This window comes from Zobellia sp. 1_MG-2023 (assembly GCF_030549125.1).
In the GTDB taxonomy this organism is placed as follows: Bacteria; Bacteroidota; Bacteroidia; order Flavobacteriales; family Flavobacteriaceae; genus Zobellia; species Zobellia russellii.
This window is the reverse complement of sequence record NZ_JAUOSY010000002.1, coordinates 739,377-759,045: the sequence shown is the minus strand read 5'-3', so window position 1 is coordinate 759,045 and position 19,669 is coordinate 739,377. Positions and strand designations below refer to the sequence as shown.

Genomic DNA, 19,669 nt, shown 5'->3' with positions numbered 1-19,669 from the left:
CATAGAAGGCCGGTAATTTTCATAACTTTAGACAGATATAGGCTTTAAGCATTTTTTAAAATGCTGGGCAGAACCTTGTTAGGTAATGTAATTTTCTAAATACAAAACGTTATGTCCCACATTAACTTTGCTTGGTGGAATCTCCAAAACTTTTTTGATACGGATGATGACCCAATTTCCAACGACTTCAGTTTTACACCTGCGGAAGGTTGGACAGAAAGTGTTTTCAACAAGAAAAAAGAAAATCTGGCGGAAGGCCTAAATCTTATTTGGCCCAACGAGCAAATTGATCTGTTGACCGTTTGTGAAATAGAAAAAGACACCCTCTTACAAGATTTATTGGACGAGGCGGGCATGAACCACCTTAGCGTGGTTTTTGATGCTTCCGGCACAAGCGATTTAAGGGGAATTGACGTAGCCATGGCCTACAATCCCAGTAAGCTTACCGTGGTTTCAAGGGCATCTCACTTGGTTCACCTAAGATACCGTACCAGAGATATTTTTGAAGTGACTTTTAGAATCAATGATACTGGAGAAGAATTTGTAGTAATTGCATCGCATTGGCCTTCGCGTAGTAGAGGTCAATACCATTCGGAACCTTTACGCATTGCCGTTGCCGAACATATTTCATTTCTAGTGGATGCGCATACCAAAGTAGAATCTACCACCTATGAAGAGCTACAGGCCAATAATGACCTTGCAGCCATCCAAGCTAAATGGGAAAGTAAAGTTTTGGTAGTTGGTGATTTTAATGATGAGCCTTTTGACCGCAGTATCGTTCAACATTTAAAAGCGTCCAGAGACTTGGACAAGGTAACGGGAGGCACCAATGATTTTGACAAATTCGTTCACACTTCAAAATACCGTGCGCGAGAAATTTTTCTCTATAATTTAAGTACGTCTGTCATGAACAAATCCGCCACCGGTAATACGGGTACTTACTTCTTAAGCGGATTGTATGACGGCACCGTTTTTGCCAACCGCTACCAAATGCTAGACCAACTTGTGGTTACCCGCGGATTCCTTTCCGGTAACGGCATAGAAGCCCAAATAGAAACTTTTGACATTGTTGACGACCCTGTGTTGGCCACCTCCAGCGGAAGGCCCAGGTCTTTTAAATACAAATCTTCAAGTCCCAAAGGATACTCGGACCACTTGCCACTAAAATTGAAACTTACTTACTGATTACCCACCAAAAACAATGGTTCTACAAATTGAAACGGCTATCTTTAAAATCCTATAAAAGATTTGCTGCAACGGCAGCCTCAAGCCTACATCATGATTTTAAAAAAACGAACCTACAGACCGGACAAACCCGTAAATCCTTTTATTGGTGCACTCCTATTTCTGATTTCAATTGTTCTTTTACTCATTACAGGGCCACTTGGCTTTGTATACGGTGTTTTCCATAGTCTGTTTACCAGAGGTGTAAAAGGCATTGGGGAGTATCTATTAAAAATTGCTATTTCTGTAGACCAGTTAGGCAATGTAATGATGCAGCATTTAATGAACATCTTGTGGACGACTAGAAACGGTTATAAATTCGGAAATAGGGATGAGACTATTTCAAGTGCTTTAGGCCGAAACAAAAAGTTGGGAACCCTCACGGCCGCAGGAAGATTAATGGACAAAATTTTAGATATCATAGACCCTGACCACTCCCTAAATTCCATTGATTATTATGTAGAGCCTTCCGAGGATATTATAGATCATTTGGCATGGATACTTATTAAGGACGAACAAATACTATGCTTAAAAAAGACGAATAAAGACTTCTATTTTATCCCCAAAGGAATTCGCATCAAGGGCGAAACCGATGCACAAACCCTCGCCCAAAGCACCAAGAAAAACTTTAATATAGCTATTGATATCCCAACTATGGAGTTCGTGGGTATTTTTGAAGCGCAGGCACATGGCAAAAAACCGGGAATTCTATCCCGCATGACCTGCTATACCGCCAAACACAGCGGCACACTACAACCCGACTCCCAAATTCATGAAATAGCCTGGTTATCTTATGAAGACAAAGAGAATTTAAGTGAGGTAGACCAACTTATTTTTGATGTTTTGCACCAAAACGGTGAGCTTGCATAAAATCTGTATCTTTAGTTTTTACTTACCAAACCCAACTAAGATGCTTAAACATTTTGCCGCGCTATTACTCATAGTAGGCCTTAGCAATAATAACCAGCTATTGGCCCAAAACCAAGAAAAACCCAATGTTCTGTTCATTTGTGTAGACGACCTCCGTACGGAGCTAGGTGCTTATGGAAAACACTATGTAAAATCACCCCATATGGATGCCTTGGCAAAAAGCGGAGCGCTGTTCACCAATCATTATGTTCAAGTGCCCACGTGTGGTGCATCAAGGCATGCTATCCTTACAGGTATGCGCCCTTCAAAACCTATTCATATATCCAATAATGCCATAGTTGAAGAAATTTCCAATCAGCCTGAAAAATCCGTGCCGGAAACATTCATCCATCGTTTTAAACAAGACGGATATCATACAGTTGGTATTGGAAAAATAAGCCATTCGGCGGATGGATTTGTATATGGTTACGAAGAACAACCCTCTACAAAAAAGGAGCTTCCTTATAGTTGGAGCGAAATGCTTTTTGACCCGGGCAAATGGAAAACCGGTTGGAACGCCTTTTTTGCATATGCTAATGGAGAAAACAGACAAAGCCTTAAAAAACAAGTAAAGCCGTACGAAGCAGGAGAAACAGATGACCAAGGTTATCCTGATGGCCTAACGACCAATCTTGCTATTTCAAAATTAAAGAAGCTAAAGAAAAATGGAGAACCGTTTTTTATGGGTGTTGGTTTCTTTAAACCCCACCTTCCCTTTAATGCCCCTAAGAAATACTGGAACCTGTATGACGAGGAGAAAATACCGGTTTCACCAAATCCCAATATCCCCGAAAACATAAGTTTAAAGAGCCTACATACCAGCGGCGAGTTCAACCAATACGCTTTAGGGGAAGAAAAGGCTGGTCTTAACACCCAAGTATCGGATGCTTATGCCAGAAAATTAAGGCATGGCTATTTGGCTTCAATCAGCTACATAGACGCGCAAATTGGCAAACTATATCAAGAATTAAAAGATTTGGAATTGGATAAAAACACCATCGTTGTCATTTGGGGAGACCATGGCTGGCATTTGGGAGACCAACGCGTTTGGGGAAAACACACCCTTTTTGAAAATGCCTTAAAAAGCGCGCTAATTATCAATTCACCCTATCCGCAACACAAAGCAAAAAAAGTACGGGCTATTGTGGAAAGTGTGGATATCTACCCCACCCTACTGGATATGTGCGGTATAGACCAAATAAAACCTACCGATGGAGAAAGCTTTGAAAAACATATAAAATACAACATTCCGGATACTGAGGAAGTAGCATATAGCTACTTTAGAAGCGGAATTTCAATGCGAACCAAAAATTATAGGTTAACCAAATACTTTAGAAAAGACCAACCCGTAATTGAACTTTATGACCATCATAAAGGCAATGCAATGGAGAATAAAAACATAGCAAAAGAAAACCCTGAGACAATAAAAGAGTTAATGCCACTTTTAGAAAAGGGTAATACCGGCATTTTCACAGTAACCGAATAAAATGTTCGCAAGTCCATAACATTGGATTACTCTGAAAAGTTTTTGTTACTTTGCCCCAACAAATTTTAAAAAGGAATAATGGAAGTTTTAGGTATAGATGTAGGAGGTTCTGGCATGAAAGGTGCCCTTGTAAATATTGAAACCGGAAAATTGGTTTCGGAACGTCATCGTATACCTACGCCCGCATCTCGCAAACCCAAGGATATGGCCAATGTAATTGCCCAAATCGTTGAGCATTTTGATTATAAGGGAAAAGTTGGTGTTGGATTTCCAACAGTTATCAAAAGAGGCGTCTGTAAATCTCCCGGAAACCTTCATAAAAGCTGGCAGAACACCAATGTAGAAGAGCTTTTTGGCAAAAAAACGGGACTTGATGTTACCGTGGTAAACGATGCCGATATTGCCGGCTATGCTTCTATGAACTATGGCACGGGCAAAGACATGGAGGGCCTTGTGGTAATGATTACAATTGGTACCGGACTTGGAAGTGGTGCTTTTCTAGATGGTAAATTAATCCCTAATTTTGAGCTAGGTCAAATTCCTTATAAAGAATACAAAAAAATTGAGCTCTGGGCGGCGGGTTCCGCTAAAGACAGAGAAGGGTTATCCTATAAAAAATGGGGAAAACGTTTCAATAAATTTTTAAAATTAGTTGAACTTATCGTTTCACCGGATACTATACTCATAGGTGGTGGTGCCTCAAAAGACTTTGACCAATTTAAAGACTACATTACCATAGAAACTCCTGTTATACCGGCAGGTCTTCAGAACCATGCAGGTATTGTAGGTGCTGCCGCAGCAGCTTTCCACAACATATCATACCATTAAAAAACTATAGAACAAAAAAAAGGCCTTAACTAGATTAAGGCCTTTTTTCTATTTAATTTCCGCATTATCCGGAACTGCAAAGAAATCTTTGTCAATATCCTTTACAAAGTGGATATCCGAAATATCTATTTGAGTAATATACTCTCCCTGTTTACCGTCTTTGGTAGTCCAGTGGGTTTTCAGTTCTTTAGGCAATAATACACCGCTTACATCCAGTAACTCACCAACTTCCATGAATTTTTCAGGATTATGACCTCCATCCTTAAAATATTCCGGATAAGAAACTATGTAACGCGTAGCCGTCAACAAATGGCTTTCCTTATCAAACTGTAGAATATAGTAATCATCTGGAGCATCTCCGGTACCTGCGGCAAAAGTTACTTTTACCACATCATTGGCCTTACCCTTATAAGTTGCTTCAGGTAATAATTCCAAGTTTACACCTTCTCCATCCAAAATAAAAGGGTGCCCCATTAAATATAATGGCGTCAAGGCCCAAAACTTGGTATCATACGCGAATGCTGTAGAATCCTTGGCCTGTACCCAAGCCGTTTTTCCATCCCAACCAAACCTTGCCGTACTATCCGTAGCACTGGTATGCACCGCTTTATTACGCCAAACATCTACCACTTGATAGCTATCACGTTGCGTACTACCGTCCAACGGCTGATAATTAAAACGAAAAGACAACGCTCCGTTCCCATACCAATTTTTAAGACCGCCATGGGCCTCCATAGCCGCCCACACAATCTTACCCGCTTCTGATTGTTCTAGTTTATCTTTAGCTTTTTCTACGCGGTTATTTACCCAAGACTCAGGTATCACGTAATCCTGAGCTTGTTCTTGAACAACAGCTGTAGTTTCTGATTTTTTGCTTTTAGGCTGCTCGTTGCACGAGGATAGCAAGGTGCCTATCAATAATAAACCAGCTATTTGTACGTTAATTTTCATAGTCTTGTTTTTAGGTTAAACTGTGTAGTCGAATCCGTTTAGTATACCTTTCAATAGAAGGCAAAAAAAAGCCCTGAAGAGAAATTCAGGGCTTTTAAATTATGCTATTTTATACCTTTTTCGGTCAACTTCTTTTAGATATATCTTTCTAAGTCTAAGATGGTTTGGAGTAACCTCCACATACTCATCTTTCTGAATATATTCCAATGCTTCCTCTAACGAGAATTTAATTGCAGGAACAATTTTAGCCTTATCATCCGCTCCTGAAGAACGTACGTTAGAAAGTTTTTTGGTTTTAGTGATGTTCACGGTCATGTCATCACCACGAGAGTTTTCACCAATTACCTGACCTTCATAAATATCTTCACCTGGATCTACAAAGAACTTACCTCTATCCTGTAATTTATCTATAGAATAAGGAATGGCTTTTCCGGTTTCCATAGAAACCAAAGAACCGTTCTGACGCTGTGGAATATCTCCTTTCATAGGTTGGTATTCCAAGAAACGGTGCGCCATAATAGCCTCACCTGCAGTAGCCGTCAACAATTGGTTACGAAGACCGATGATACCTCTTGATGGAATCAAGAACTCACAGACCATACGTTCGCCTTTAGCTTCCATACTGGTCATTTCACCTTTACGCATGGAAACCATTTCTACAGCTTTTCCAGAAACTGCTTCCGGTAAATCTATAGTTAGAGATTCAACCGGCTCACATTTAACCCCGTCTATCTCCTTAATAATAACCTGAGGCTGACCAATTTGAAGTTCATACCCCTCACGACGCATAGTCTCGATCAATACGGAAAGGTGCAAAACACCACGTCCAAAGACCAAAAACTTATCCGCACTATCCGTTTCGCTTACACGTAACGCCAAGTTCTTTTCAAGTTCTTTCTGTAATCTCTCATTAATATGTCTAGAGGTAACGAACTTACCGTCTTTTCCAAAAAATGGACTATCATTAATAGTGAACAACATACTCATAGTTGGTTCATCTATTGCAATAGTCTTAAGACCTTCCGGATTTTCTATATCGGCAATAGTATCTCCAATTTCAAAACCTTCAATTCCGGTAATAGCACAAATATCTCCAGTAGCTACTTCTTGTACTTTTAGCCTTCCCAGACCTTCAAAAGTAAAAAGTTCCTTGATTTTGGATTTTACTATAGAGCCGTCTCTTTTTACCAAAGAAATTTGTTGTCCTTCTTTTAATGTTCCTCTTTGTAACCTACCAATTGCGATACGACCTGTAAAAGAAGAGAAATCCAAAGAAGTAATCAACATTTGTGTATTACCCTCTTTTGGCTCAAAAGTTGGAATATGCTCAATAACCATATCCAAAAGAGGCTCAATGTTCTCTGTTTCATTCTGCCAATCATCGCTCATCCAGTTGTTCTTTGCCGAACCGTAAACGGTAGGGAAGTCTAACTGCCACTCTTCAGCACCCAACTCGAACATCAAATCAAAAACCTTCTCATGAACTTCTTCAGGAGTACAGTTTTCTTTATCTACTTTATTGATAACCACACAAGGTTTCAAACCTAAATCAATTGCTTTTTGAAGTACAAAACGCGTCTGAGGCATAGGGCCTTCAAAAGCATCTACTAACAACAGAACCCCATCGGCCATGTTCAATACACGCTCTACTTCACCACCAAAATCGGCGTGACCAGGAGTATCAATGATATTTATCTTGGTACCTTTATAAACAACGGATACGTTCTTTGAAGTAATGGTAATACCTCTCTCCCGTTCCAAATCGTTATTATCCAAAATTAAATCTCCTGTGTTCTGGTTCTCACGAAACAATTGACAGTGATACATAATTTTATCTACCAAGGTTGTTTTACCGTGGTCTACGTGCGCAATGATCGCGATGTTCTTAGTTGTTGTTGACATATGTAATTATTTAATAGCAATCCGCCGCTATTTTAAGCGTGCAAAGATACTGCTATTTTTCTAGCAGTAACACAAACTTATGTTATTTTTATGTTGTTGATTTTTAGAGAGTTCGCTACAATTGTAGTAGACAACTTTGAACTAAGCTTATTTTCTCCCGTAAACTGCGCGGAAAAATATGTGTCAGAGGCTTAACGACGTTTTCCGAATGCCCAGCCTATACGTGCAGCCAATAACAAGGCCAAACCATTTTCATTCTGAGTTTCAGAATACCCCAAACCACCTTCCAAACGATAGAAAAACCCTCGTCTATAGGTACGTTGAATTCCATAAACCGGGCCAACGGCAAGAATACTTTCGGACAAGGTTAAATCGCCAATAAAAGGTTTTTGGTCTTGATACGCCATTAATATGGCAATATAGTTTCCTGAATTACCGGAAATATTTTTCCCTTTATCCAGCCGCCTGTCCATATTGTAATAGTAACGCAACTGCCCTCTTAGAATGGGATAAATACCAAATTCGGTCTCGCAACCGGTACAACCTCTTAAACCAAAGCCAGAAACAAACTCCACAGTAGCTGTTGTATTCCTGCCCAATCCTTTCTCATAAAGAATAGCGGGCATGGGCAATCCTAACTGAACTTGATGTTCCTCTACATTTTTTTGGTTCTGTGCATTTGCAAAAATTGTAAAAACAAAAAAAACGAGTAAGATATTGGTATTTTTCATATAATGGTTCAGCTATTAATTGAGTCTAAACAATCATCAAATATCAAGCCTAAAATTCATTTCCCCCAAACAATTTGTAAGAAAAAATAATTCGATATATTTTCGATTAAAAAACACATTAACGCCCTACACACCATCGTTTTTCACTAATAATCCAGCCAATACTTAAATTGGCTACAGGATAAACCCCACCTTTAAACTGCCCTGAATAGTAGGCTGCACCAACATCTACGGAAAAATTAAAACCGGAATCATAACTGCGCTGCAATCCTGTTACCAAACCCGCATAACCAAAAGCTCCTTTTACTTCTTCTCCATTAATTGTTCTAGAATTAGGAAAAAAAACCGCTACAGCAGGTGCTACATAATTGGCGGAATTACCATAAATCTGTCTTCTATTTTGTTGCCTTTTTTCAAAGTTGTAGTAATACCGATACTGACCAGCAACAGCAGGAAAAATACCTAGTTCTTCGTAAATATTAGACCGTAACGGATCTAAACACACTTGCATTCCTGCCTTAACATCAAAAGTAGTGTTCGTACCAAGTGCCATTTCATACTCAAAACCAGGGTTTAAGAGATTGACTTTCATTTGTCTCAACTCACAATTTTTACCAAATTGCGCATTTACTTGGCAAACTAGTAACAATAGTAAAAACAAGGGCAGGCATTGTTTAGAGTACATGTAAATCTGGTTTTTATACAATCTTATGTAAAGACAACAGTTAGCCTCATAAAATAGTATCTTTGCTCAAAAATTTTCGACGAATGGACTTATCCTTAATTCCTCAAATAAAACATACCGATAGCAATAACTTTTTTCTACTTGCTGGCCCTTGTGCCATAGAAGGTGAAGATATGGCGCTGCGCATTGCAGAACATGTTGTTACAATTACCAGTGATTTAAAAATACCATATGTATTTAAAGGTAGTTTCAAAAAAGCAAATAGAAGCAGGCTTGACTCTTTTACAGGTATTGGTGATGAAAAAGCGCTAAGGATATTAAGGAAAGTTTCTGAAACTTTTAAAGTACCTACGGTAACCGATATTCACACGGAACAAGATGCCGTTATGGCTGCGGAATATGTAGATGTATTACAAATTCCGGCTTTTTTAGCACGACAAACGGATTTAGTAGTTGCTGCTGCAAATACAGGGAAAACCGTGAACATCAAAAAAGGACAATTCATGAGTCCGGAAAGCATGAAACATGCGGTTAATAAAGTTACCGAAACGGGTAACCAACAAGCAATTATTACCGATCGTGGCACCATGTTTGGCTATCAAGATATGATAGTTGATTTTAGAGGCGTACCTACCATGAAACAATTTGCTCCTGTTGTGTTGGATGTAACCCATTCGTTACAACAACCAAATCAATCTTCAGGAGTAACAGGTGGCAGACCTTCATTAATAGGCACTATGGCAAGAGCAGGAATTGCCGCTGGCGTAGACGGGCTTTTTATTGAAACACATTTTGATTGTGCCAATGCAAAAAGTGATGGTGCCAACATGCTAGATTTAGGGTTAATGAAAAAATTGTTGACTGATTTGACAGCTATTAGAAAAACTATTAACGAACTTTAGGGAGCAACAGTTTTACTTATAAAACTTCGCATCCCGCACAGCATATGCCTCTTTCAGCACGTCTTTAAGGACTCTATCGTTTATATCTTCTAAGGAAGTATAGCGCAAAGATTTCATAACCTTGCGCCCTTGGGTAACCATATGCTCTTGGTATACGGTCAGGTGGGCCGCTTTCCAAAAACCTAGATCAACATAATTTTTGCTCTGGTTTAAATAACAAAAAGGTTTCCTATTGATATAATAAAATGGAATTCTATATTTGAACTTTAAATCAACATCGGGAACCGCTCGTTCTATAACCGATTGCAAATGCAATAAGATACTTCTAAAAGGCTCAGGCTTATCAAGAATATAATGTTCTGCTGGGTTCATTGGCAAAAGTTAAGTTCAACAACAACAAATATAACCACCTCCCGTTCTACTTTATAGACTAAATCTTCAGTTTTTTCATGATTATCAGCGCTTTAAAAAACAATTTATTTCATAAGAGATTACTGTTGCTCACTGCATTGGGCACCATACTTCTGGCGTTACGGGTATATTTAACACAATCCATAGATTTTACTTTTTTACTGTGGAATCTGTTTTTGGCGCTTATCCCGCTCTTTCTTTCCAAGCAATTTTTATTCAATGTTCAGGTTGGAAAATCGCGGACATTACGTATTGTAATCCTAATGTTGTGGATACTCTTTTTACCCAACAGTCCTTATATTATTACAGATTTTGTTCATTTAGATGGCTCAAGATCCACTTTTTGGCTGGATCTTCTGTTATTCTTCGTTTTTTCTTTGAACGGATTAATTTTAGGTGTTCTCTCTATGATGGATGTCTTTAGCTACCTTAGAAAACGAAACCATCCTGTCTTGGCCAATGCCATTATGCTATTTGTAAGTTTATTGAGCGGTTATGGTGTTTTTCTTGGTCGTTTCTTACGTTTTAATTCGTGGGATATTGTAACGAAACCTTTGACTTTAGCTCAAAGTCTTTTTGACTCCTTGTTATTAGTTGACGCATGGTTGTGGATTTTTGGTTTCGGAAGTTTTATTTGGGTGTCTTTTTGGGCACTTAAACCGTTCTTACGAGGACACGGTACAACATCCTTAAATAGTTCAAAAATTTAACTTTACTTAATACGGTTTTATAAAGGTTGAAATTGTTGTTGTATATTTTAGCAACATAAACCAACCTCATGAAAAATTTAGCCTTTTTAGTCGTATTCCTTACTCTACAGCACACCTTTTCACAAACACACTCCCATAGTGGAGCGCAACCTATAACCTACCCTGATATTGACGGGTACAAAACCTTAAAAACGGATTTACACCAGCACACCGTTTTTTCGGACGGGAATGTTTGGCCCACCATTCGTGTGCAAGAAGCATTACGGGAAAATCTTGATGCCATTTCACTTACCGAGCATCTAGAGTATCAACCTCATGAAGCGGATATTCCACATCCTAACCGCAACCGTTCCTATGACCTTGCCCTGGCCGAAGCCAAGGAACACAATCTTCTAATTGTTCACGGTTCGGAAATTACACGTTCGGCGCCTGTGGGCCATAATAACGCGATTTTTATTCAAGATGCTAATTTATTGAATGTTGATAAAGCCGAAAAAGCGTTCTCGGAAGCCAAAAAACAGAACGCCTTTGTCTTCTGGAATCACCCGGCCTGGTACGCTCAAAGCCCAAAAGGCACTCCCATTCTAACAGATTTTCAGAAAAAACGCATTAAAAAACGAGAGTTGCACGGCATTGAGGTCATAAATTCTGTTGACTATTCTGAAGAGGCACTAACCTTGGCGCTAGAAAATAATTTGACGATAATGGGTACAAGTGATATTCACGGACTTATTGACTGGGATTATACCGAAAAAGGAAATCACCGTCCCATTACCTTGGTGTTCGCCAAGGAGAAAAATATGCAAAGCTTGCAAGAAGCTCTTTTTGCAGGCAGGACCGTGGCCATTTACAATGATTTAATGGTAGGCAAGGCCGAATTCTTAAAACCTCTATTGCAAAATAGTTTAGAGGTGGTAAAGGCCGAATACAGACCAAAATCCCAAATACTGGAAATACAGTTAAAAAACATAACCAGCAGCGATCTATTTTTTGAAAATGAAATGGAATATACTTTCTATGACAGTTCTCCCGTATTTGAAATACTGGCTGGAGACACAAAACAATTACTGGTCAAGACGTTGGAAACCAAAACTGAAATACTACTAAAATTAAAAGCGCTTGGCTGTTTTACCGCACCTAGGCAACAGCCCATTATTGATTGGAAAATATCCGTAAACTAGTGGCTGGCCAATGCCATCTCCATTTTCTTATTAAAATCCGGTTTAATCTGCTGTAGATACAGAAGCGGAGTATCATCTGACAAGGTCACTTTCTTAGAAACAAGATCTACATTAAAATGAAAACATGAAAAATCCGAACAGCATTCCATATCAAAATGTGCAATCAAAAACTTAATGATTTTTGGTCGAAACTCGTATTCAAGTTCTATACATAGACGATGTAATTTCTCATCTATTTCACGACCAGCAATCCAATTGAATGTCATAGGTTCTTGTTTTAAGAGCATCACAATATAACAATTATTAACAATACCTTAACAATAAAAAAACTATTTATTTACCCTACATTATGACTCCACATAGTCCGATAAATACTGGTAACGTGGTGTAAGCTTACCATTTTTGGTCATTCTTGCCCGTTCTAACACTCCATCCTTATCTCCATTAAAAAAAGCAGGGATAACATTCTTAACAAATGCCTGTCCAAACCCTTCGCTAGCATCTTGAGGAATTTCGCAAGGTAAATTATCTACCGCCATAACGGCTATGGCCGTATCATTTTTAAAATCGGTTTCAGATTCTGTTTTAGGGTCATACCCGTAAATAGGATCCGCAATTGTAGAAGGGCGTATGGTGGTTGCCACAGGACCATCTATATCGCAACTTACATCTGCCACCACCTTTATTTTAAAATCTTCTTTTTTAGCATCTTCCCGAGTAAAAAGGTACGGGGCTCCCTGTCCGTAAAAATGTCCAGCAATAAAAAAGTCCGACACTTGGGTGAAACGGAAAAAATTGCTCCTGTACTCTTCTGGGTTGGCAAAAAAGTCGGCTTTATTGCCTCTTACGCCGTCTTTCCTTTTATTATAATCCGATGCATCTATTTGGCAGTAAACGGGCTCATTGAACGTTTCTTCTAGATATTCCGTGACATTAACTTTTTTAATATTCATGGCATCTAACATTTCGCGCGCGCCATTACCTACCCTGCCCCTACCGGTTAGAATAATTTTTATGTTAGGAAGGCTAATTTTATGAAGCTCCGCAATCAACTCTTGCTGATTTGCCAAATCCTCTGCTTTTGGCAATTGGTATAAATTGTATTTGAGTCCGTATGTACGTAGTCCGTTATACGCCCCAACAATACCGGCATAACGACCAAAGGCCACCAAACGTTGTTCTTTTTGATTGGTAATTACCTCATGATCGTACAACTCAATATTATTTTTGAGAACCGCACGTAAAAGGTCTCGGTTATAAGGTTGTTTTTTTATGGTGTGCGAGAAGAAAAAATATTTTTTGTTGGGAACCAGGTTTTTAATAGGTACTTCCTTTACCCCTAAAAGTACATCGCACTCTTCCATTTTTGCAGCTACCGTAATGCCTTTTGCTTTATATTCCGCATCCGAAAAAACCCTGATTGGCGACGGTTCTACAATAATTTCCGCTTTTGGCTGATTGGCCAAGACTTTTTGGCAGGCCTCCGGCGATAATACTACACGGCGATCTGGTGGATTTTTACGCTCCCGAATGATTCCAAACTTCATGATAATGGACTTTTATAACTTATGGATAGACTATGGTTTCAAATGTAACTTATGATTGCAGCCTATCAAAACTTTTTTTGGAATACTTTTTGGGGTATCTTTACCGACCGTGGTAGTTTTTGCTACAACGGATTTTGCGTTAGGGATAGTAGCGGTTACCCCGCAGGACAAATTTGTTTTTTTGCAAATTGGGCCGAGGAGTAAAAGCGGATAGCCCGCTCGAACGCACAAATAACGATTACGCCTTTCTATAATAAATTGAGGCAGTTCTTTGAAAATAAAATGAGTTTTGGACAAATGAAAATTTGCCATCTTATTACGGGGCCGACTGGTTTTGACAGCGAGACCAATGGTATTGTAAGCATGTTGAGCGCTGGGGTACAGCTCATTAATATCATACTTCACACTTTTAATTGGCGAAAACAATTACGCTCTTGCCGCATAATCTGAATTATAGTAAGATTTGCCTCGTTCCAACAAGGTTGGAAAGCGAGATGTCTCTGAACAGCCCTTGTTGGCGGCGGTTCATTTAGAGGCACCAGAAAAGTCAACATAAGGTCGTTATTGCTTTGGTAACGGCACCAAAACTTTAAGAAGCTAAGTGTATATTAGGCCGTTTCCGGTCAGGTATGCATCGAAAATTAATCGGGAACTAAACATGTAGAAAGCTCTATTATTGCTTGTTTGGACGAGGGTTCGACTCCCTCCGGCTCCACACTTAAACCCTGTAAACCCTTTGTTTACGGGGTTTTTTATTTTGCGTTGACAGAATCGTTGACAATGCCATTCAATTTCAATAAGTTGTTTCTATTTTCGAAATTAGTATTTTTAGGGTAATTACTACTAAATAATGCTAAGATTATGAATTACCTCATTGTACAAATTGCGTTACTTTTCACTTTATCTCTTTGTCATGCTTATATATTTTCTAAACGAATAAGCTTTAGATTAGTTCCACTTTTTGCTTTTTACAATAACAATACTCAGTATACTCAAAATGCTCCTGTCCTCCATAAGCCGACTGATAACTTGCGCATTTTATTAACAGTAGTTTTTTTTCTATGCCCGTTATTTCTTTACAAATGCTTAATTAATAGTTCGATTGAAAATGTAGTCTTTACTTATTGCTCAACCACAGTAATAGTTATAATATCTACAATTGGCTTAATTATCAGTATTCGTAAACTCAGCACTAAGAGCTTTTTCCACAAATCAGAATGTATTCCAAATAAAATTAACGAGATAAAAATACAGAACGGGAAACCACATAAAAATCACTTAACATTACCTGAAGAAAATTTAAAACAAGATTTAATCAAAACAGATATTTCGAATAAGCGATTATCTAATAAGGTAAGAAAACCCAACCTTGAACTTTTTGAGAGCTTACTAATGAAATTGCCAAATTTTGAAAACTACATTCCAGAACACAGACAGTTCAAGTATTCTTCTCTTAAAACTCCAAAAGACACTATTCCATCCGAAAAACAAACGTGGTTTATTTTTATCGTATGTTTCTTTGAGGAAATAATTAAAACATCAAAATATTCTGCCAGGTTGAATGGATATTATTATGAATCAATCAATCGTCAATTCTTTCTAGATTCAAAACCAATTAAGCGCCAAAACTGGAATGATTTTAAAAAGGAATATATTCTGGACAACGGTATTGATGATTTAAAATCAACTGACTTTTACATTGAATTAAAGCAGTTTATGAAAAAAAACATTTAATTGTAAGCCATGTCAGGCATGTAAATATTACTTATTTGCAGTTTTGGGATATCGAATTCTAAAACATGTAAATATGAGCACCTACACAGATCCCTTTCTAAGTATTCACAATAAACTAGCTAAACTTACAGAACTAGTTTTGGAGATTAAAAATGCTCCTAAAGAAGATTATTCTACAAAGTACTACACCAGACAAGAAGCAGCGGACATATGTCGAAGCTCTGTTCAATCTATTGATAACTATATAAAGTATGGATGGATTGAAGCTGAAGATTTCGGACCTGCAAAAAAGTTGATTCATCACTTCCAGATTTTCAACGAGGACAACTCCATCAAACAATTTAAGTACAAAAGAAGAGCATAAATCAGTTGTTTTATGCTCAATTGAATATCAACTAAAGCATAGAAAACTGATTCTTAGCCAATAAAATATTTCATTTTAAGAGCATGGAATTACGAAATAAGCAGCTTAATCAAGCAAACTTTTTTACTAGAAGTCTTTTCAAGTTAGATAAAGAAATACATAAGGACATTGTTTATCTAATTCAAAGTAAAATAGATTTTTTTGGCAAACCCAAAAGTGTTATTAAAATTTCACTCAACGATTATATTGATGCAAAAAACACTTCAAAAAACGACACATATTCATTTTCTGAATTTTACAAATTTACTAATGAAGTTAAAAATGTGGGAGGAGCTTTTTACAATAAGATTGAGAGGTCTTTTATCGCATTTAATATCGTGGACAATGTTCAAGTAGATCCTGACAGTCCTGATACGTTAAAGATAGAATTAGCTCGTTTTGGAAAAATCTTCTTCTATAAAGAAAAACTTATTCAGTACATCAATGAAATAACACCCGTAGGAAAAGTTCAAAAACAAAATGGATTTACGCAAATTGAAAACTCTGTATTCAAAATTCGGGGAGCAAGACGAAAAAAATTTTACGAAATACTATCACAATTTAAGAATACCGGATTTTGCATAATAGCCGTAATAGAGCTTAAAATGATTTTAGGATATATAGAAATCATAGACAAAGAATTGAAAACAACTCTAACCCCTGAAGACCAGCTCAAACTTATTTTTATCCCTGAAAAAAACTATGAGTTTAAAGACAAACAACCCAAGTTTAGCTATTTCGAAAGAGACTTCCTAAAGCCAGCAATTCAATGGATAAACTCAGAAAAATGTAAGGATATTAAAGAATTAAGAATAAATAGAAAATTTAAAAAAGGTAGAAGAATATCTCATATTGAATTTCGATTTAAACCTTTAAAGCATGAGCTCAACAAAGAAGAGCTAAGCTGCTTAGAGTTTTTCAAAGGACTTGGACTAGATGAAACTCAAGTCATTTATTTAATTAATAGAATTGGTTCAGGGGAGATGAAAAAAAGATGGATGGAAAACATCCAGAGAAGTACATTCGGCCAAAATCAAACCGCGAAATATTACGATAAAGTTAAACAGAGCGAAATAAAAAACATATCAGGTTTTTTATATAAGAATCTATTTAAGGAGCTAAATAAAATATCATGATTACAACTTTGGTAAAAACTGAAATACTTATTCATCACTCACTTATTAAGGATACAACCTCACCTATTAAGGATGTACCCTCACCTATTAAGGATATGCACTCACTTATTAAGGATGTACCCTCACCAATTAAGGATGCACCCTCACTTTTGATAAAAATCAGCAAAATTTTACCTCACTCATTAAGGATGTACCCTCACCTATTAAGGATACACCCTCCCCCTTCATTAAGGATGCACCCTCACTTTTCGTTAAGGACACACCCTCATACATTTATCTGTGAGCCCATTGACATAAAGGCTTCAGAGCATACTAAAATACTACTGTAAAAAAATGAAAATGGAAAAAACAGAAGTTAAAACAGCAATAAATATTTGCTAGTCAAAAATAAAAGAAATGAATTGCCAAAAAGCTAAAAAAATAGACATGGTTTCATATTTAAAAAAACTTGGCTTTGAACCTCAAAAGACAAGGGGATATGACAAATGGTACATATCGCCATTTCGAGGAGAAAAAATTGCTTCGTTTAAAATTAATACTAATAAAAACTGCTGGTACGATTATGGTACAGGCTCCCGTGGCACAATAATTGATTTTTTGCAAAAATTTTACAGGTGTTCTATTTCCGAAGTTTTGCAAAAACTTTCAAGCGACACCTTCTCTTTTCACCAGCAACCAAGTTTTAAACACATATACGATACCAAAATAAATATTACTTCTGTAATTGATATTCAGCATTTAGGACTTATAGCTTATTTAAATCAAAGGAGAATACCTTTAAAAATTGCGAGAAAAATATGTAAAGAAGTACACTATTCAAATCATTCAAAAGAATATTTTTCAATAGGTGTTGAGAACATTTCCGGAGGATATGATCTGAGAAATAAATACTTCAAATCAGGTTCTTCACCTAAGGATATCTCATTGATTCAAAATGGACATAATTCTCTGGTGGTTACTGAGGGTATGTTTGATATGCTCTCTTTAATATCGCTAGATAGTTCAATATTACAAAAGGCGGACTTATTAATCCTAAATTCTTGTTCTTTCGCTAGCAAATTAAATGCTTATGCAGACAAGTACAACACCATAAATCTCTATTTAGACCAAGATGAAACAGGCCGTACAATCACTGAAAAATTCGTAACCAAAGAACTCAATTATCATGACTGTTCAAGTTTTTACCAAGGCTATAATGACTTGAACGAATGGTGGGTTGAGCAAAAATAAAAAAATGATTTTGAGTAAGAGTTCAAGATGTGTGTGCTGGGCCCACAATCTTGATTTTTCTCCCGATGGTCGCAAAATAAAAAAAGAACTAATGAAGAAAAAAGAAAGAGTTGTCACCAAGTTCAGAAGTACGATTTACGAGAAAAAGCTATTGAAAATAAGAGCTAAAAAATCGGGGCTCTCCCTCAGTGAATTTTGTTTTAGGGCAGCATTCAACAAAGACATTACTGCACGCCTTACAGATGAAGAAATCGAAGTTTATAAAATGCTTTCTACCTATAGCCGGAATTTCACTTTGATAGGTAATATGTACAGAAAACAAAATCCAAAATTGACTACCGAAGTCTATGCATTGGCTAAAGAAATTAAGGAACACTTAAACAATTTCAAAAAATGATTGGTAAGGGAAAATCTATCTCACATACTAGTGCTTCCATGGCCTATGGATGGAACCAAGAAAAAAGTGCTATCGTAGTTTTAAAAGAATATTTAGCCGGCAATACCCCTGAAGAACTAACTAAGGAATTTCAAATCATTCAGGACATGAATGAAAATTGCAAAAAGAATACTCTCAGCTTTGTCTTAAGTCCAACCATAGAAGATGGCAAAAAATTAAAAAAGAAAAATCTCGGTGACATAGCAAAAAAGTTTCTAGCTCGAATGAATTTGAACAATCGTCAAGCAGTAGCTTTTGTTCACAAAGACAAAGCACACACCCATATTCATTTGTACGTAAATAGAATTGATTTTAAAGGTAAAGCCTATCCTGATGGATTTATAGGAAAACGAAGCATCGAAGCAGCTAGACAGGTTGCATTAGAAATGAATTTAAAAACCGCTCAAGAAATTCAAGTGGAAAAGCTTAATTCTCTCAAACAAATAAGGAGAGAAATACACAATTTAAACGAGCATGTACTAAGAAAAAACTCACCTAAAACCCTTGATGATTATATAAAAAAGATGAAACTGAGAGGTATTGATGTAATCCCTAGTATCAACAAGAGTAATAAACTTCAAGGATTCAGATTCAAATACAAAAACATCAGCTTAAAAGGCAGTGAAATACATCGGTCCATGAGTGGTGGCAAAATTACCAATGCTATAGCGGGAAATGGCCATATACTGCAGAATGGAAGCAAGACGACTCTAATTTCAAACAAAGTGGTTGAATTAGGTGCAAATTTCATTGCAAATACTAAACAGCAATCCAATCAACAATTAACTAACAAAGGACTAAGTATATAACCATGGCAAAAATTGACGACATAGCGGAATTACTAGTAGAGGAATTAAGCGATTTCAAGCTGCAACTGGAAAAAATGAAGCATCTCTCCAATGAACTTAAAATGATTCAGCTATCACCAGATATGACCGAAATGAGTTCAGTTTTGAATTCGTTTGTAAAGAGCCAAGACATAGTTCTTAGAGAACAACATACTAAAATTTCGCAATTAACTAAAAATCTGTCCAAGTCAAACCATTATCCAAGATGGTTACTAGTACTACTAAGTTCCGTATTACTATTCACCTTTTGTTTAGTGAGCTATTCAATTTACGAGATAAAGGTAAGCTCTGACGCTAACTTTAACTATTATGAAAAAGGTCAAAAAGAAGCAATGCATCACTTTAATAAATTCTTTGAAGAGCATCCGGAGGTCAAGGATAGATATTTAAAATGGAACACGAACAGAAACTAGGT

Annotated in this window: 21 protein-coding genes and 1 other RNA gene; 15 read left to right on the top strand and 7 right to left on the bottom strand. The window is 37.1% G+C overall.

The genetic code is table 11. The features are described from left to right. Positions 1-111: 111 nt before the first annotated feature. The 4 genes from Q4597_RS07220 (at position 112) to ppgK (ending at position 4,447) form a co-directional block, all read left to right on the top strand. On the top strand, positions 112-1,185 hold the full coding sequence (locus Q4597_RS07220) for a hypothetical protein (protein ID WP_303405518.1): 1,074 nt from the start codon (positions 112-114) through the stop codon (positions 1,183-1,185). A 93-nt stretch (positions 1,186-1,278) separates the two neighbouring features. Continuing rightward, positions 1,279-2,094, top strand: a complete 816-nt coding sequence (locus Q4597_RS07215; RefSeq protein ID WP_303405517.1) for an NUDIX domain-containing protein — start codon at positions 1,279-1,281, stop codon at positions 2,092-2,094. A gap of 40 nt (positions 2,095-2,134) precedes the next feature. Further along, a complete protein-coding gene (locus tag Q4597_RS07210) occupies positions 2,135-3,619 on the top strand; it encodes a sulfatase (protein WP_303405516.1) in 1,485 nt (494 codons plus the stop codon). Positions 3,620-3,697: 78 nt separating this feature from the next. Continuing rightward, positions 3,698-4,447: a polyphosphate--glucose phosphotransferase gene (gene ppgK, locus Q4597_RS07205; protein ID WP_215438253.1), complete on the top strand. Its 750-nt coding sequence runs from the start codon at positions 3,698-3,700 to the stop codon at positions 4,445-4,447. A gap of 48 nt (positions 4,448-4,495) precedes the next feature. Here ppgK and Q4597_RS07200 read toward each other — a convergent pair whose 3' ends face one another. From Q4597_RS07200 to Q4597_RS07185, 4 genes are all read right to left on the bottom strand, one after another. Next, a complete protein-coding gene (locus Q4597_RS07200) occupies positions 4,496-5,398 on the bottom strand; it encodes a hypothetical protein (protein WP_215912786.1) in 903 nt (300 codons plus the stop codon). 99 nt (positions 5,399-5,497) lie between these two features. Next, a complete protein-coding gene (typA, locus tag Q4597_RS07195) occupies positions 5,498-7,300 on the bottom strand; it encodes a translational GTPase TypA (RefSeq protein ID WP_215438255.1) in 1,803 nt (600 codons plus the stop codon). A gap of 191 nt (positions 7,301-7,491) precedes the next feature. After that, complete coding sequence (locus tag Q4597_RS07190; RefSeq protein ID WP_215438256.1) at positions 7,492-8,031, bottom strand: hypothetical protein; 540 nt, start codon at positions 8,029-8,031, stop codon at positions 7,492-7,494. Positions 8,032-8,149: 118 nt separating this feature from the next. Continuing rightward, on the bottom strand, positions 8,150-8,623 hold the full coding sequence (locus Q4597_RS07185; protein WP_303405513.1) for a hypothetical protein: 474 nt from the start codon (positions 8,621-8,623) through the stop codon (positions 8,150-8,152). Positions 8,624-8,799: 176 nt separating this feature from the next. On the opposite strand from Q4597_RS07185, the gene kdsA reads away from it, so the two are divergent. Then, complete coding sequence (gene kdsA, locus Q4597_RS07180) at positions 8,800-9,618, top strand: 3-deoxy-8-phosphooctulonate synthase (protein ID WP_303405512.1); 819 nt, start codon at positions 8,800-8,802, stop codon at positions 9,616-9,618. A gap of 12 nt (positions 9,619-9,630) precedes the next feature. On the opposite strand, the gene Q4597_RS07175 is transcribed toward kdsA, so the two are convergent. Further along, positions 9,631-9,990 (bottom strand): DUF1801 domain-containing protein, encoded by a 360-nt coding sequence (locus Q4597_RS07175; protein ID WP_303405511.1) that lies wholly within the window; start codon positions 9,988-9,990, stop codon positions 9,631-9,633. Between the two features lie 77 nt (positions 9,991-10,067). Here Q4597_RS07175 and Q4597_RS07170 point away from each other — a divergent pair, with 77 nt between their 5' ends. Continuing rightward, on the top strand, positions 10,068-10,739 hold the full coding sequence (locus Q4597_RS07170) for a DUF1361 domain-containing protein (protein ID WP_303405510.1): 672 nt from the start codon (positions 10,068-10,070) through the stop codon (positions 10,737-10,739). 68 nt (positions 10,740-10,807) lie between these two features. After that, the gene (locus Q4597_RS07165) at positions 10,808-11,920 is read left to right on the top strand and encodes an Sb-PDE family phosphodiesterase (RefSeq protein WP_303405509.1); all 1,113 of its coding nucleotides are present in this window, start codon (positions 10,808-10,810) and stop codon (positions 11,918-11,920) included. Here the strand turns inward: Q4597_RS07165 and Q4597_RS07160 are convergent. Beyond that, the gene (locus Q4597_RS07160; RefSeq protein ID WP_215912793.1) at positions 11,917-12,186 is read right to left on the bottom strand and encodes a hypothetical protein; all 270 of its coding nucleotides are present in this window, start codon (positions 12,184-12,186) and stop codon (positions 11,917-11,919) included. The two genes, Q4597_RS07165 and Q4597_RS07160, sit on opposite strands and share 4 nt — an antisense overlap. Before the next feature lie 81 nt (positions 12,187-12,267). Further along, on the bottom strand, positions 12,268-13,467 hold the full coding sequence (locus tag Q4597_RS07155) for an NAD(P)-dependent oxidoreductase (RefSeq protein WP_303405508.1): 1,200 nt from the start codon (positions 13,465-13,467) through the stop codon (positions 12,268-12,270). A gap of 320 nt (positions 13,468-13,787) precedes the next feature. On the opposite strand from Q4597_RS07155, the gene ssrA reads away from it, so the two are divergent. From ssrA to Q4597_RS07115, 8 genes are all read left to right on the top strand, one after another. After that, positions 13,788-14,185: a transfer-messenger RNA gene (gene ssrA / locus Q4597_RS07150) on the top strand. Between the two features lie 143 nt (positions 14,186-14,328). Further along, the gene (locus Q4597_RS07145; protein WP_013994058.1) at positions 14,329-15,201 is read left to right on the top strand and encodes a hypothetical protein; all 873 of its coding nucleotides are present in this window, start codon (positions 14,329-14,331) and stop codon (positions 15,199-15,201) included. Between the two features lie 73 nt (positions 15,202-15,274). Then, positions 15,275-15,565, top strand: coding sequence for a hypothetical protein (locus Q4597_RS07140; RefSeq protein ID WP_013994057.1), 291 nt, complete (start codon positions 15,275-15,277; stop codon positions 15,563-15,565). 83 nt (positions 15,566-15,648) lie between these two features. After that, a complete protein-coding gene (locus Q4597_RS07135; protein ID WP_088696858.1) occupies positions 15,649-16,740 on the top strand; it encodes a replication initiation protein in 1,092 nt (363 codons plus the stop codon). 396 nt (positions 16,741-17,136) lie between these two features. Next, the gene (locus Q4597_RS07130) at positions 17,137-17,970 is read left to right on the top strand and encodes a toprim domain-containing protein (protein WP_013994054.1); all 834 of its coding nucleotides are present in this window, start codon (positions 17,137-17,139) and stop codon (positions 17,968-17,970) included. Between the two features lie 91 nt (positions 17,971-18,061). Next, positions 18,062-18,367, top strand: coding sequence for a mobilization protein MbpA (gene mbpA / locus Q4597_RS07125; protein ID WP_303405506.1), 306 nt, complete (start codon positions 18,062-18,064; stop codon positions 18,365-18,367). Further along, positions 18,364-19,215 (top strand): relaxase/mobilization nuclease domain-containing protein, encoded by an 852-nt coding sequence (locus Q4597_RS07120; RefSeq protein WP_303405505.1) that lies wholly within the window; start codon positions 18,364-18,366, stop codon positions 19,213-19,215. Before mbpA ends, Q4597_RS07120 begins: the two co-directional genes overlap by 4 nt. A 2-nt stretch (positions 19,216-19,217) precedes the next feature. After that, a complete protein-coding gene (locus Q4597_RS07115) occupies positions 19,218-19,667 on the top strand; it encodes a DUF6730 family protein (protein WP_303405504.1) in 450 nt (149 codons plus the stop codon). The last annotated feature ends 2 nt before the right edge of the window (positions 19,668-19,669 follow it).